The sequence below is a fragment of the Streptomyces sp. V3I7 genome (genome assembly GCF_030817495.1).
Lineage (GTDB): Bacteria > Actinomycetota > Actinomycetes > Streptomycetales > Streptomycetaceae > Streptomyces.
In genome coordinates, this window is the sequence record NZ_JAUSZK010000001.1 from 3,860,808 (window position 1) to 3,873,532 (window position 12,725).

At 70.4% G+C, this 12,725-nt stretch carries 13 protein-coding genes; 9 read left to right on the forward strand and 4 right to left on the reverse strand.

The features are described 5' to 3' along the window. Positions 1 to 92: 92 nt before the first annotated feature. On the reverse strand, positions 93 to 488 hold the full coding sequence (locus tag QFZ74_RS18080; protein WP_307621853.1) for a PLD nuclease N-terminal domain-containing protein: 396 nt from the start codon (positions 486 to 488) through the stop codon (positions 93 to 95). A gap of 85 nt (positions 489 to 573) precedes the next feature. Between QFZ74_RS18080 and QFZ74_RS18085 the strand changes: the two genes are divergently transcribed. From QFZ74_RS18085 to QFZ74_RS18115, 7 genes are all read left to right on the forward strand, one after another. Beyond that, complete coding sequence (locus QFZ74_RS18085; RefSeq protein WP_307621854.1) at positions 574 to 2,031, forward strand: menaquinone biosynthesis decarboxylase; 1,458 nt, start codon at positions 574 to 576, stop codon at positions 2,029 to 2,031. A gap of 79 nt (positions 2,032 to 2,110) precedes the next feature. Further along, positions 2,111 to 3,013, forward strand: coding sequence for a menaquinone biosynthesis prenyltransferase MqnP (mqnP, locus tag QFZ74_RS18090; protein ID WP_307621855.1), 903 nt, complete (start codon positions 2,111 to 2,113; stop codon positions 3,011 to 3,013). A gap of 68 nt (positions 3,014 to 3,081) precedes the next feature. After that, positions 3,082 to 3,765, forward strand: coding sequence for a UbiX family flavin prenyltransferase (locus QFZ74_RS18095; RefSeq protein WP_307621856.1), 684 nt, complete (start codon positions 3,082 to 3,084; stop codon positions 3,763 to 3,765). Between the two features lie 141 nt (positions 3,766 to 3,906). Then, the gene (locus QFZ74_RS18100) at positions 3,907 to 4,362 is read left to right on the forward strand and encodes an Lrp/AsnC family transcriptional regulator (protein WP_307621857.1); all 456 of its coding nucleotides are present in this window, start codon (positions 3,907 to 3,909) and stop codon (positions 4,360 to 4,362) included. A 64-nt stretch (positions 4,363 to 4,426) separates the two neighbouring features. Next, positions 4,427 to 5,590, forward strand: coding sequence for an aminofutalosine synthase MqnE (gene mqnE, locus QFZ74_RS18105; protein WP_307621858.1), 1,164 nt, complete (start codon positions 4,427 to 4,429; stop codon positions 5,588 to 5,590). 189 nt (positions 5,591 to 5,779) lie between these two features. Next, positions 5,780 to 6,049: a DUF4229 domain-containing protein gene (locus QFZ74_RS18110; RefSeq protein WP_307621859.1), complete on the forward strand. Its 270-nt coding sequence runs from the start codon at positions 5,780 to 5,782 to the stop codon at positions 6,047 to 6,049. A 48-nt stretch (positions 6,050 to 6,097) separates the two neighbouring features. Then, positions 6,098 to 6,733 carry a TetR/AcrR family transcriptional regulator gene (locus QFZ74_RS18115; RefSeq protein ID WP_307621860.1) on the forward strand — a complete coding sequence of 212 codons (636 nt, stop codon included), beginning with the start codon at positions 6,098 to 6,100 and terminating at the stop codon, positions 6,731 to 6,733. 476 nt (positions 6,734 to 7,209) lie between these two features. On the opposite strand, the gene QFZ74_RS18120 is transcribed toward QFZ74_RS18115, so the two are convergent. Further along, positions 7,210 to 8,115: a MaoC/PaaZ C-terminal domain-containing protein gene (locus tag QFZ74_RS18120; protein ID WP_307621861.1), complete on the reverse strand. Its 906-nt coding sequence runs from the start codon at positions 8,113 to 8,115 to the stop codon at positions 7,210 to 7,212. Between the two features lie 330 nt (positions 8,116 to 8,445). Here QFZ74_RS18120 and QFZ74_RS18125 point away from each other — a divergent pair, with 330 nt between their 5' ends. Continuing rightward, the gene (locus tag QFZ74_RS18125; protein ID WP_307621862.1) at positions 8,446 to 10,404 is read left to right on the forward strand and encodes a long-chain fatty acid--CoA ligase; all 1,959 of its coding nucleotides are present in this window, start codon (positions 8,446 to 8,448) and stop codon (positions 10,402 to 10,404) included. Here the strand turns inward: QFZ74_RS18125 and QFZ74_RS18130 are convergent. After that, positions 10,392 to 11,060, reverse strand: a complete 669-nt coding sequence (locus QFZ74_RS18130) for a class I SAM-dependent methyltransferase (RefSeq protein ID WP_307621863.1) — start codon at positions 11,058 to 11,060, stop codon at positions 10,392 to 10,394. The two genes, QFZ74_RS18125 and QFZ74_RS18130, sit on opposite strands and share 13 nt — an antisense overlap. 283 nt (positions 11,061 to 11,343) lie before the next feature. Further along, the gene (locus QFZ74_RS18135; protein WP_003992177.1) at positions 11,344 to 11,547 is read right to left on the reverse strand and encodes a cold-shock protein; all 204 of its coding nucleotides are present in this window, start codon (positions 11,545 to 11,547) and stop codon (positions 11,344 to 11,346) included. A 285-nt stretch (positions 11,548 to 11,832) separates the two neighbouring features. On the opposite strand from QFZ74_RS18135, the gene QFZ74_RS18140 reads away from it, so the two are divergent. Beyond that, positions 11,833 to 12,681 (forward strand): menaquinone biosynthetic enzyme MqnA/MqnD family protein, encoded by an 849-nt coding sequence (locus QFZ74_RS18140; RefSeq protein WP_307621864.1) that lies wholly within the window; start codon positions 11,833 to 11,835, stop codon positions 12,679 to 12,681. Positions 12,682 to 12,725: the final 44 nt, after the last annotated feature.

Below are 12,725 nucleotides of genomic sequence, written 5' to 3' on the forward strand. Positions count from 1 at the left end.
CGCCCGGCGAGGGGCGTGCTCCCTGGCGCCCGCGGCCGTGCGGGACTTGAGGGGCCGTTCGGACAAGTCGCCCCCGGTGCGGGCCGGTTGCGTCAGTCGGCGGTCTTCGGGCCGCTCTCGTCCCGCTCCCTGCGGCGCAGTTCCTCCTCGCGGCGGCGGAGGTCGGCCTCCCAGTCCTTGAGGAGGGCCTCGTCCTTCCTGTTCTCCTCCTTGAGGGAGCGGAGGAACTCGGGGTTGTCGTCGGGGGCGACGTACCGCATGCGGTGGTTGCTGTGCCACTCCGAGGGGGTGCGGCCGTTCGCCGGGGGACGGCGGACCTTGCCCGTGGCGAGCCAGACGATCGGGCCGACGATCCAGAAGATCAGGATGATGAAGACCCAGGCGATCTTCGGCAGGTGCCGGGCCTCGTCCTCGGGGGTGTTCAGGCAGTCGATGAGGGCGAAGACCGTCAGCGCCAGCGGTACCAGGTACATCAGCAGCCTGAACATGGAAAGAGCCCCCTGGAGTGGTGGAGAGGCCGCGCCTTCGGCCCCGTGACGGGCTCAGGGTAATCGCTCGGGGATACTGGGACGCATGGCTTATGACGATCTTCGCTCCCTGTTGAGGGCTTTGGAGCGCGAGGGAGACCTCAAGCGCATCAAGGCCCAGGTCGATCCGTACCTGGAGGTCGGGGAGATCGTCGACCGGGTACAGAAGTCCGGCGGTCCGGCACTGCTCTTCGAGAACGTGAAGGGCTCCTCGATGCCCCTCGCGATGAACGTCTACGGCACCGACCGCCGCCTCCTGAAGGCCCTCGGTCTCACGTCGTACGGCGAGATCAGCGAGAAGATCGGCGGCCTGCTGCGCCCCGAACTGCCGCACGGCTTCATGGGCGTGCGCGAGGCGTTCGGCAAGCTCGGCGCGATGGCGCACGTCCCGCCGAAGAAGGTCAAGTCCGAGAACGCGCCGGTGCAGGAGGTCGTCCTGCACGGTGACGAGGTGGACCTGGAGCGGCTTCCGGCCGTCTTCACCTGGCCCCAGGACGGCGGCTCCTTCTTCAACCTGGGCCTCACCCACACCAAGGACCCCGAGACCGGCATCCGCAACCTCGGTCTCTACCGCCTCCAGCGCCACGACAAGCGCACCATCGGCATGCACTGGCAGATCCACAAGGACAGCCGCAACCACTACCAGGTGGCCGCGCGGAAGGGCGAACGGCTCCCGGTCGCCATCGCCTTCGGCTGCCCGCCCGCCGTGACGTACGCCTCCACCGCCCCGCTCCCCGGCGACATCGACGAGTACCTCTTCGCCGGGCTCATCGCGGGCAAGCGCATCGAGATGGTCGACTGCAAGACCGTGCCGCTCCAGGTGCCGGCCAACGCCGAGGTCGTCCTGGAGGGCTGGCTGGAGCCCGGCGAGATGCTGCCGGAGGGCCCGTTCGGCGACCACACCGGTTTCTACACGCCCCAGGAGCCCTTCCCGGCGCTGAAGATCGACTGCGTCACGATGCGCAAGCGCCCGCTGCTCCAGTCGATCGTCGTCGGCCGGCCGCCGACGGAGGACGGCCCCCTCGGCCGCGCCACCGAGCGGTTCTTCCTGCCGCTGCTCAAGATCATCATCCCGGACATCGTGGACTACCACCTGCCCGAGGCCGGCGGCTTCCACAACTGCGCGATCGTCTCGATCGACAAGAAGTACCCGAAGCATGCGCAGAAGGTGATGTCCGCGATCTGGGGGGCACACATGATGTCCCTGACCAAGCTGATCGTGGTCGTCGACTCCGACTGCGACGTCCACGATCTGCACGAGGTCGCCTGGCGGGCGCTGGGCAACACGGACTACGCCCGTGACCTCACGGTCGCCGAAGGTCCCGTCGACCACCTCGACCACGCCTCGTACCAGCAGTTCTGGGGCGGCAAGGCGGGGATCGACGCGACGAAGAAGTGGCCCGAGGAGGGCTACACGCGCGACGGGGGCTGGCCGGACATGGTCCTGCCCGACCCGGATACGGCCGAACAGGTGACCCGGCGCTGGAAGGAGTACGGACTGTGAAAGGCACCGACATGATGGTGTGCAGCAGTGCGGAGACGGGGTTTCCCCGCCGCCGCGGGGGTGAACCGGAGTACGGACTGTGACCAGTGCCTCCGCCGCGATCTCCCAGCCAGGACGCACCAAGGCGTTCCTGCGCCTGGTGATGATCGAGCACTCCGTCTTCGCGCTGCCCTTCGCCTACATCGCCTCGCTGACCGCGATGTACGAGTGGGACCAGCACCTCCACTGGGCCAAGCTGCTCCTGGTCACCGTCTGCATGGTGGGCCTGCGTACCTTCGCGATGGCCGTGAACCGGATCATCGACCGCGAGATCGACGCCCGTAACCCGCGCACCGCGGGCCGCGAGCTGGTCACCGGCGCCATGTCGGTCCGGCACGCCTGGACCGGCGCGCTCATCGCGCTGGTGATCTTCCTCGGCGCCGCGGCCCTGCTGAACCCGCTGTGCCTGGCGCTGGCGCCGGTCGCGGTGATCCCGATGGTGGTCTATCCGTACGGGAAACGTTTCACGAACTTCCCGCAGGCGATCCTCGGCCTCGCCCAGGCGATGGGACCGATCGGCGGCTGGCTCGCGATCAGCGGCCAGTGGTCCTGGAACGCGCTGATCCTGGGCCTCGCGGTGGGCATCTGGATCGGCGGCTTCGACCTGATCTACGCCTGCCAGGACGTCGAGGCCGACCGCGAGCACGGCGTCCTGTCGGTGCCGGCCCGCTTCGGCATCCCGGCGGCCATCTGGGGCGCCCGGGTCTGCCACGTGATCACGACGGGCCTGTTCGTCTGGTACGCGCTGGCCACCGGCGCGGGCGCCTTCTTCTGGCTGGGCCTGGTCATCGTCGCCGGTGCCTTCGTCTACGAGCACCGGATCGTCCGCCCGCACGACCTGTCCCGCCTCAGCAGGGCGTTCTTCACGGTCAACGGCTTCATCGGCATCGCCCTGTTCGCGTGCGCGCTCCTCGACCTGCTGGTGCGCGGACTGTCCGTCTGACCGCCCGCCCCCGGCCCCGGCCCACCGCGGACCGTGCCCACCCCGTCGCGCCGGATAGGCTCGACACCATGAAGCCAGGACAGACGCAGCGCCGGCCTTGGATCGTGGGGGTGTCGGGGGCCTCCGGCACGCCGTATGCCGCGGCCGTCCTGCGGGCGCTCCTGGACGCGGGGGAGAGCGTCGACCTGGTCGTCAGCCGGGCCTCGCGGCTCACGCTGCTCGACGAGACCGGCATCTCCTTCCGCGACGCGCACTGGCAGGACGACCTGCGGGAATGGCTGGGCCGGGGGGCCGACGGCAAGCCCGGGACCTTCACCGTGGACGACGCGGACCTCGCGCGCGTGCGGTACTGGAGCGCGGGCGACCTGGCGGCCGGGCCGTCCTCGGGGTCGTACCCCGCGAAGGGCATGCTCATCGTGCCCGCCTCCACCGCCTGCGTGGCCGGTGTCGCGCTCGGACTGTCCAAGGACCTGCTCCAGCGCACGGCGAGCGTCACCCTCAAGGAGCGGCGCACGCTGGTCGTCGCCGTGCGGGAGGCCCCGCTGAACGGCCAGACGCTGCGGCACCTGGTGAGCCTGGACGACGCGGGCGCGGCCGTGGTGCCCGCGTCCCCCGCCTTCTACGCCGGGGCCACCCACATCCAGGACCTGGTCGACTTCGTCGCCGGACGCGTCCTCGACGCGGCCGGGGTCGAACACGGTCTCTACCGCCGCTGGAAGGGCGAACTCGGCGGTGGCACACGGCCCGAGTGAGCGGGCGCCGGACCACCGGCACCCCCACCACGACTCGCCCTCACCCAGCACGACCCGTCACTTCAGGAACTTCAAGAACTTCAGGAACTCTGAAGATCTCCGGTTCGCTCCGGGGATCTCCCAGCGGAAGGCTTCGATCGCATGGACGCGGTGGACAGGCAGCTCATCCAGGCCCTGAGGGAGAACGGCCGGGCCTCCTACGCGGAACTGGGGCGCCTCGTCGGACTGTCGGGCCCCAGCGTCACCGACCGCATCAACCGGCTGGAGGCGGCCGGCGTCATCACCGGCTACCGCGCCACCGTGGACGCCGCCTCGCTCGGCCTCGGGGTCACCGCCCTGATCGGTATCTCGCTCTCCGACGCCGCCGACCACGAGGACGTGGCGGGCCGGCTGAAGGACCTGCCCGAGATCGAGGACTGCTGGTTCATCGCGGGCGACGACTCCTACATGCTCAAGGCCCGTGCGGCGGACGTCGACGGGCTGGAGCGCATCATCCGGCGGCTCAGCGGCACCAAGGGCGTCTCCCGGACCCGGACCACGATCGTGCTCTCCACGAAGTGGGAGAACCGGGTCGGGGAACTGCCCGAAGAGGTTTAAACCCTTCCAACGCCCTGCGCGGAGTACGGTTTACGAAGTCTGTCGAGGAAGAAGAGGTAGAAGCATGGATGTCGGGCTCAAGCGCGAGCTGGAGGAGAAGGTCCGTTCCGGCGAGCGGCTGACCCGCGAGGACGGCATCGCGCTGTACGAGTCGGACGACCTCGCATGGCTCGGTGGACTCGCCCACGAGGTGCGCACGCGGAAGAACGGCGACGTCGTCCACTTCAACGTCAACCGTCACCTCAACATGACGAACGTGTGCACCGCGTCCTGCGCCTACTGCTCCTTCCAGCGCAAGCCGGGTGAGAAGGACGCGTACACGATGCGCATCGAGGAGGCGGTGAAGCTCGCCAAGTCGATGGAGTCGGAGAACCTCACCGAGCTGCACATCGTCAACGGCCTGCACCCGAACCTCCCGTGGCGCTACTACCCGCGCTCCCTGCGCGAGCTGAAGGCCGCGCTGCCGAACGTCTCGCTGAAGGCGTTCACGGCCACCGAGATCCACCACTTCGAGACCATCTCCGGGCTTTCGGCCTCCGAGATCCTCGACGAGCTGATCGACGCGGGCCTGGAGTCCCTCACCGGCGGCGGCGCGGAGATCTTCGACTGGGAGGTCCGCCAGCACATCGTGGACCACCGCACCCACTGGGAGGACTGGTCCCGGATCCACCGCCTGGCGCACGAGAAGGGTCTGAAGACCCCGTGCACCATGCTGTACGGCCACATCGAGGAGCCCCGCCACCGCGTCGACCACGTGCTGCGGCTGCGTGAGCTGCAGGACGAGACGAACGGCTTCCAGGTCTTCATTCCGCTGCGCTACCAGCACGACTTCGTCGACATGCAGGACGGCAAGGTCCGCAACAAGCTGCAGGCCCGTACGACCATGGCGACGGGCGCCGAGGCCCTGAAGACGTTCGCCGTCTCCCGGCTGCTGTTCGACAACGTCCCGCACGTCAAGGTCTTCTGGGTCATGCACGGCGTGCAGACCGCCCAGCTCGCGCTCCAGCACGGCGCCGACGACATGGACGGCTCGGTCGTCGAGTACAAGATCACGCACGACGCGGACAACTACGGCACCCCGAACAAGCTGACCCGCGACGACCTGCTCGACCTGATCCGCGACGCCGGCTTCCGCCCCGTCGAGCGCAACACGCGCTACGAGATCATCCGTGAGTACGACGGCCCGGACGCCGGGCGCCGCGAGTCGCCGCAGCCGATGCGCGTGTGAGTGACCGGCCGGTCCTTCGACGTGTCGAGCCGGCTCCGCTGCGCGGTCCTTTCCGCGCCGCGGGGCCGGCTCGTCCGTGTCCCGGGCCACTGTCCCGCCCCGCCTCCAAGATCGGGGGCGCGGCGTGCTTCACTGGGCAGTGGTGCCCCTTGTGGGCGTTCGGACCTTTCGACACGGAAGAGTGGATTGATGCTCCGCTACACGCTGATGCGCCTCGGGATCTTCGCGGGCTGCCTCCTCGTCGTCTGGGGCCTCGTCTTCGCCGGCGTGTTCCCGCGCGGCTTCGGCGACTCCAACTTCCTGTGGCTGATCCTGCTGGCCATGGTGCTCTCGGCGCCGATCAGCTTCGTGGTGCTGCGGGGGGAACGGGACCGCGCCTCGGTGCAGGTCGTGCAGCGGGTCGACCGGATGAAGGCCAACCTGGAGGCCAACCGCGGTCAGGAGGACGCGGCGTCCTGAGCCGCGCCTTCGCGCCGGGTGTCCGTGGGCCCAACTAACCTTGCTCCCATGGGTGCCGTGAAGACCAAGCGGATGCCGCGGGCGGTCCGGGAGCAGCAGATGCTCGACGCCGCCGTACGGATCTTCGGCCGGCGGGGGTACATGGCCGCGTCGATGGACGAGATCGCCGAACTCGCGGGCGTCTCCAAGCCGTTGGTCTATCTGTACCTGAACTCCAAGGACGACCTCTTCACGGCGTGCGTCCGGCGTGAGGCCGACGCGCTCTCCGAGGCGGTCCGCGCGGGCGTCCGCACGGATGTCTCCGCCGACCGCCAACTCTGGGGCGGTCTGCGGGCGTTCTTCGCCCACACCGCCGCCCACCCCGACGGCTGGTCCCTGCTGCACCGTCAGGCCCGCATCCACGGCGATCCCTTCGCCGCGGAGGTCGGCGCGGCACGGGCGGAGATCGTCACGTTCGTGACCCGCCTGATCGCCGCCGCACGGGAACTCGACATGCCCGAGCAGGAGGCCGCCGGGCTGGCCGAGGCCCTGGTGGGCGCCGCGGAATCCCTGGCGACCTGGGCCAACGCCACCCCGGACATCTCGGCAAGCCAGGCGGCGGCGACCCTGATGAACTTCGCCTGGGCCGGCTTGGGCGGCCTCCGGGAGGGGCGCACCTGGTCCGCGTCGGTTGTGGAGGCCTAGGGCCTGTCGTTTGGATCATCCCGGCGTCGCGGGGCCTGGCACGCACATCTGCCGCGTTGTCGTCGGTTGCCAACTCCCCCACGCTCGGCTCCGCTCGCGCGGGGGGACCCCCATCGCGTTGACGCCCTCCTCCGCCTTGCAGCTGCACGCACCAGACCCCGCTCGGGTCGGTCGAGAAGTACCGCACCTCACAGCCGGCCTGATCCAAACGACAGACCCTGGGGGTGTCTCGTCGATCAGGCCGGGCTCGCGACGCCTGGCACCTCCCTCAAGCTCTTCGAGCAGGGGGCGCCCCCAGCCGCGTTGTCGTCGGTCTCCCCAAGCCCTCGGCTTCGCTCGAGCAGGGGGCACCCCCATCGCTCCGCATCGACTCTCTCCTCCGCCTTGCGATGCACGGCACCAGACGCCGCTCCCTGATCCGGCCTGATCGACGAGACACCCCCCAGGGTTTCGCCGGCACCGTCGGCCGTCGAGGTCTACGTGGGCGTGGCGTGGATCTCGCCGGTCACGTACGGGCGTCGGTGGTCGTGGGCCTCGTCGCGCAGTTCGAAGCGGGCCTTGCCGTCCGTCGCGTACACCGCTGTCGCCGGGAGCAGGACCGGGGTGCGGAACTCCGCTCGTAGTACGGCCGCTTTGGGGGCGGCGTGGGCGGCGGCGCAGCGGGCCACGGTCCACATTCCGTGCGCCACGGCCCGGGGGAAGCCGAAGAGGCGGGCGGTGAGCGGGTGCAGGTGGATGGGGTTGCGGTCGCCGGACACGGTGGCGTACCGCCGACCGGTGTCCGCGGGGATCCGCCACTCGGCGACGGCGGGCAGCGGGGCCGGGGCCTTGGGCTCCGCAGGGGGCTCCGTGGGGCGGGTGGCCGCGCGGTGGCGGGCGAGGTAGGTGCTCCGTGACTCCCACACGACGCGCTCGGCGTCGCGGAGTTCGGTCACGACCGTGGCCTGGGTCCCGCGCCGGTGCGGTGCGAGAGCGGCGACGTGGACGGCGACGTCGTACGTCCCGGTGGCGGGGAGGGCCGTGTGGCGGACGATCTCGATCGACGTGTGGACCAGGCCGAGCAGCGGCAGCGGGAAGTCCCGGCCGCTCATCAGACGCATGGCCGACGGGAAGCCGAGTAGGTGCGGATACGGGAGCGGGAGTGATTCCGCGCCGGCGGGGAAACCGCACACCCGGGCGTACGCGGCCAGCCAGGACGGGTCGGCGCGGACGCCGGACAGCACCAGCCGGGTGCGGTCGAAGCCGGCGTCGGGGCGCGGGCGGCGGAAGGGGGAGCGCAGGGCGCCCCGGGCGAGCGCGGGAGCGAGGGCCGGAGCCCGGGTGAGGGTGACGGTGCGGCGGTCCGTGTGGTCGGCGGAGGGGTCCGATATCGGATCGCTCATGTCCAACTCCCTTGTGTCCCTGCGCGATTGACTGTCCGGCGGCGAGGCGAGGTTACCGGAGGTAATCCGGTGCTGGTGGGCCGGCGCTTCCCGGGACTGAAACGTGAACTCTCCTCACGTAATCCTCGACATTGCACAGCCCCGGCGCCTGACCGCCCCGGAAAGCGCACGGGGCCCTCACAGGCGGCCCGTACGATCTCGTGCCTGAACCGCCGGTAACCCCTGCCGATCCCCACCGGGGTCGGGGCCGTGCCGGTGAACACCCCGGTATGCGGGGCGCGTACGTCATGCAGCAGGCAGTACTGCCGCTGCACGCCCAAGGAGCCGCCCGTGTCCACCCCGTTCTCGAACGCCCCGGCACCCTCCGGTGCCCCCGTCCAGGCCACCGACTACGACGGCGAAGCGATTCTCGTCAAGCCGGAGACCCGGCGTCTGAACGGCGTCGTACGGGAGGCGTCGGTGCCGCCGTTCGCCCCGCCGGTGACCCACGGGTCGCTGGCCGACCTGCCGTTCGAGAACGCGGAGGCGAACCCCCACGCGGTGGTGCTCAGCCGCCGGACGGCCGGTGGCCGGTGGCAGGACGTGACCGCCGCCCAGTTCGCCCACGAGGTCATGGCCGTGGCGACCGCGCTGATCGCGGAGGGGCTGGAGCCCGGCGACCGGATCGCCATCATGGCCCGGACGACGTACGAGTGGACGCTGCTGGACTTCGGGGCCTGGGCCGCCGGACTCGTCACGGTCCCCGTCTACCCCACCTCCTCCGCCTTCCAGACCCAGTGGATCCTCGCCGACTCCGGCGCGGTCGCCCTGGTCACGGAGACCGCCGACCAGGCGGCCGCGCTGGACTCCCAGCTGGAGCGACTGCCCGCGCTGCGGCACGTGTGGGTCATGGAGAAGGGCCACGTCGACAGCCTGGTGGAGCTCGGCTCGCAGGTGCCCGGCGGCGCCTCCGAGGTCGCCGTCCGCCGCGGCATGCTGGGCCCCGGCACGCTCGCCACCGTCATCTACACCTCCGGCACCACCGGTCGGCCCAAGGGCTGCGCGCTCTCCCACGGCAACTTCTTCGCCGAGGTGGACAACGCCAAGGAGCTGCTGCGCCCGGTGTTCCGCACGAAGTCGGGCGAGCCGGCGTCGGTGCTGCTGTTCCTGCCGCTGTCCCATGTCTTCGGCCGCATGGTGTCGATCATGTGCCTCCGCAGCGGGGTGCGGCTGGGCCACGCCCCGAGCCTGAAGCCCGCGGACCTGCTCCCGGACCTCGCCGCCTTCCGGCCGACGTGCCTGCTGACCATCCCGTACATGCTGGAGAAGGTCTTCAACACGGCCCGCGCCCGCGCCGAGGCCGACGGCCGGCTGACGTCCTTCGACCGCGCGGCGGCGGTGGCCGAGCGGTTCGGCGAGGCGCTGGTGGCCCGTCAGACGGGCACGGGCAGCGGCCCGAAGGCCGCCCTGAAGACGAGCCGCGCCTTCTACGACCCGCTGGTCTACCGCCACATCCGCAATGCCCTGGGCGGCCGGGTCCAGTACGTCATCTGCGGCGGCTCCCCGCTCGGCCGCCGCCTCGGGGCCTTCTACGCCGGGGCCGGCATCGAGATCCTGGAGGGCTACGGCCTGACCGAGACGGCGGGCGCGACCACCGTGATGCCGCCGCTGAAGCCCCGGCTGGGCACGGTGGGCTGGCCGCTGCCGGGCACGAAGATCCATATCGCGGCGGACGGCGAGATCCTCATCGGCGGCGAGCACGTGCTGCGCGGCTACTGGGACCCGCGGGCGGGCGGCGTCGTCCCGGCGACCCGGGACGGCTGGCTGGCCACGGGCGACATCGGCCGGCTCGACGACGAGGGCTATCTGACCATCACCGGCCGCAAGAAGGAGCTGATGATCACGGCGGGCGGCAAGTCGGTGGCCCCGGCCCCGCTGGAGAACTGGCTCCGCTCCCACCCGCTGATCTCCCAGTGCATGCTCGTCGGCGACGGCCGCCCCTACGTCGTCGCGCTCGTGACCCTCGACCGCGACGGCATCACCCACTGGCGCCAGATGCACGGCAAGCACCCGGTGCCGCCGGAACTCCTCACCACCGACGCCGAGTTGCGGGCGGTGCTGCAACAGGCAGTGGACGAGGCGAACGCGCTGGTCTCGCGCCCCGAGTCCATCCGCGACTTCGCCGTGCTCCCCGTCGACTTCACCGAGGAGGCGGGCCAGCTCACCCCGTCCATGAAGGTGCGCCGCGAACAGATCATGCGGGACTTCGCGGCGCAGGTGGAGCAGCTGTACGCGGGCTACACCGGCTGAGCGTCGCCCGCCGCCTCCGGTCGCCGGGCGATCAAGAAGGCCTGGGGCGCCGAATCCGCGAGCGCCGCGTCCGGCTGGCGCACGGTGCGGGAGTGGAGCGCGAAACCGGCGTCGGCCAGCAGGCGTTCCATGTCCTCGGGACGGCGCCGCTGGAAGTCCAGGGACACCGGATGGCCGAACGGCGTGTCGAGGCGGAGCGGTACGTCACCGGCCTGGAAGGCGAGCAGCAGGGTGCCCCCGGGGGCGAGGACGCGATGGAACCCGGCGAACAGCGCGGGCAGCAGAGCGGCCGGGGTGTGGATGGACGAGTACCAGCACATGACGCCCGCGAGGCCGCCGTCCGGCAGGTCCAGGTCCAGCATCGAGCCCTGCTCGAAGCGCAGGCGCGGGTTCTCGCGCCGGGCGACCGCCAGCATCGAGGCCGACAGGTCGAGCCCGAACACCGGCACACCGAGCGAGGCGACGTAGCCGGTGACGCGCCCGGGCCCGCAGCCGAGGTCGGCGACCGGCCCGTCGCCGACGAGCTCGGCGAACACACCGAGCACGGCCCGCTCCAGCGGCCTGCCGGCGAGTTCGTCCTGGAAGTGTGCGGCGTAGTCGTCGGCGATGGTGTCGTAGAAGGCGCGGGTGGCGGTGAGGAAGTCGGCTTCGGTCATGGCCGCAGACCGTACTGGAGGCCACTGACAGCGGGACAGCGGGACAGCGGGCGCCGAAGAATCGGAACCGTATGTTCCGCGTCTGCTCGGCAGCGTCCGTGCGACGAATGGATTTCCCGAAGAATTCATCAAAAGGAGCGAGGGGTCGAACGCCCGCACGAGCACCAAAGTGCGGCACGCGAGAACCGCGAGCCGCCGGACGGCAAAAGGCAGGAGCCCCGTCGCCGGATGGCGCGGGGCTCCTTGGGTACTGCTTCAGTCTGCGATCAGACCGGGCCTGTGATCAGACCGGGGTGACGTTCTCAGCCTGCGGGCCCTTCGGACCCTGCGTGACGTCGAAGCTCACCTGCTGGTTCTCCTCGAGGGAGCGGAAGCCAGAGGCGTTGATCGCGGAGTAGTGAACGAAGACGTCGGGGCCGCCGCCTTCCTGGGCGATGAAGCCAAAGCCCTTTTCGGCGTTGAACCACTTAACGGTTCCGGTAGCCATAAGCCCTCCTTGGGCCCAAAGGGTTGCCCTGCTCCAGAACCTGCAAGTGTGAAACGTTGCCGCACAACTGCATATGTCTGAAAACGACGAGAGCCCGCGGTCACATGCTCCGCAGGCTCTGTACTGCAAGGGAAACCAAACTGCAACTTGCGGCGAGCCTAGCATGTGGGCCCCGGAAAGCAATAGCGGTCAAGATCACGTCACCCGGATGTTTGAACGTGCCGCCGGGCCCGTTGACGGCGGGGTCGGTCCCGGTACCGGCTTTCGGGGGTCTAGTCTCGCGATGTGGACATTTCTCGCACCAGGCCGCGCGTCGGTCACATCCAGTTCCTCAACTGCCTGCCCCTCTACTGGGGGCTCGCGAGAACCGGCACCCTCCTCGACTTCGAGCTGACGAAGGACACCCCGGAGAAGCTCAGCGAGCGGCTGGTGCAGGGAGATCTCGACATCGGGCCCATCACCCTCGTCGAATTCCTCAAGAACGCCGACGACCTGGTCGCCTTCCCCGACATCGCGGTCGGCTGCGACGGTCCCGTCATGTCCTGCGTGATCGTCTCCCAGGTCCCGCTGGAGGAGCTGGACGGCGCCCGGGTCGCCCTCGGCTCGACCTCGCGCACCTCGGTCCGCCTCGCCCAGCTGCTCCTCGCCGAGCGCTTCGGCGTGCAGCCCGACTACTACACCTGCCCGCCCGACCTCAGCGTGATGATGCAGGAGGCGGAGGCGGCGGTCCTCATCGGGGACGCGGCGCTGCGCGCCAACCTCCACGACGCGCCGCGCTACGGGCTCACCGTGCACGACCTCGGCTCGCTGTGGAAGGAGTGGACGGGCCTGCCGTTCGTCTTCGCCGTCTGGGCCGCCCGCCGGGACTACCTGGAGCGCGAGCCCGAGATCACCCGCCAGGTGCACGAGGCCTTCCTCTCCTCCCGCAACCTCTCCCTGGAGGAGGTCACCAAGGTCGCCGAGCAGGCCGCCCGCTGGGAGGCCTTCGACGAGCGGATCCTGGAGCAGTACTTCACGACCCTCGACTTCCGTTTCGGCGCGCCCCAGTTGGCGGCCGTCGCCGAGTTCGCCCGGCGTGTCGGCCCGACGACCGGATTCCCGGCGGACGTGAAGGTCGACCTGCTGGCCCCGTGAGGCGGCCACCAGGCGGATCCGCTGTCCTCGTGACGGGGCGTCGG

Coding starts and splice junctions, on each gene's coding strand:
- QFZ74_RS18115 (WP_307621860.1), top strand. CDS start 6,098: ATGGGTGCCGTGAAGACCAAGCGGATGCCGCGGGCGGTCCGGGAGCAG.
- QFZ74_RS18095 (WP_307621856.1), top strand. CDS start 3,082: ATGAAGCCAGGACAGACGCAGCGCCGGCCTTGGATCGTGGGGGTGTCG.
- mqnE (WP_307621858.1), top strand. CDS start 4,427: ATGGATGTCGGGCTCAAGCGCGAGCTGGAGGAGAAGGTCCGTTCCGGC.
- QFZ74_RS18130 (WP_307621863.1), bottom strand. CDS start 11,060: ATGACCGAAGCCGACTTCCTCACCGCCACCCGCGCCTTCTACGACACC.
- QFZ74_RS18085 (WP_307621854.1), top strand. CDS start 574: ATGGCTTATGACGATCTTCGCTCCCTGTTGAGGGCTTTGGAGCGCGAG.
- QFZ74_RS18135 (WP_003992177.1), bottom strand. CDS start 11,547: ATGGCTACCGGAACCGTTAAGTGGTTCAACGCCGAAAAGGGCTTTGGC.
- QFZ74_RS18110 (WP_307621859.1), top strand. CDS start 5,780: ATGCTCCGCTACACGCTGATGCGCCTCGGGATCTTCGCGGGCTGCCTC.
- QFZ74_RS18080 (WP_307621853.1), bottom strand. CDS start 488: ATGTTCAGGCTGCTGATGTACCTGGTACCGCTGGCGCTGACGGTCTTC.
- QFZ74_RS18100 (WP_307621857.1), top strand. CDS start 3,907: ATGGACGCGGTGGACAGGCAGCTCATCCAGGCCCTGAGGGAGAACGGC.
- QFZ74_RS18120 (WP_307621861.1), bottom strand. CDS start 8,115: ATGAGCGATCCGATATCGGACCCCTCCGCCGACCACACGGACCGCCGC.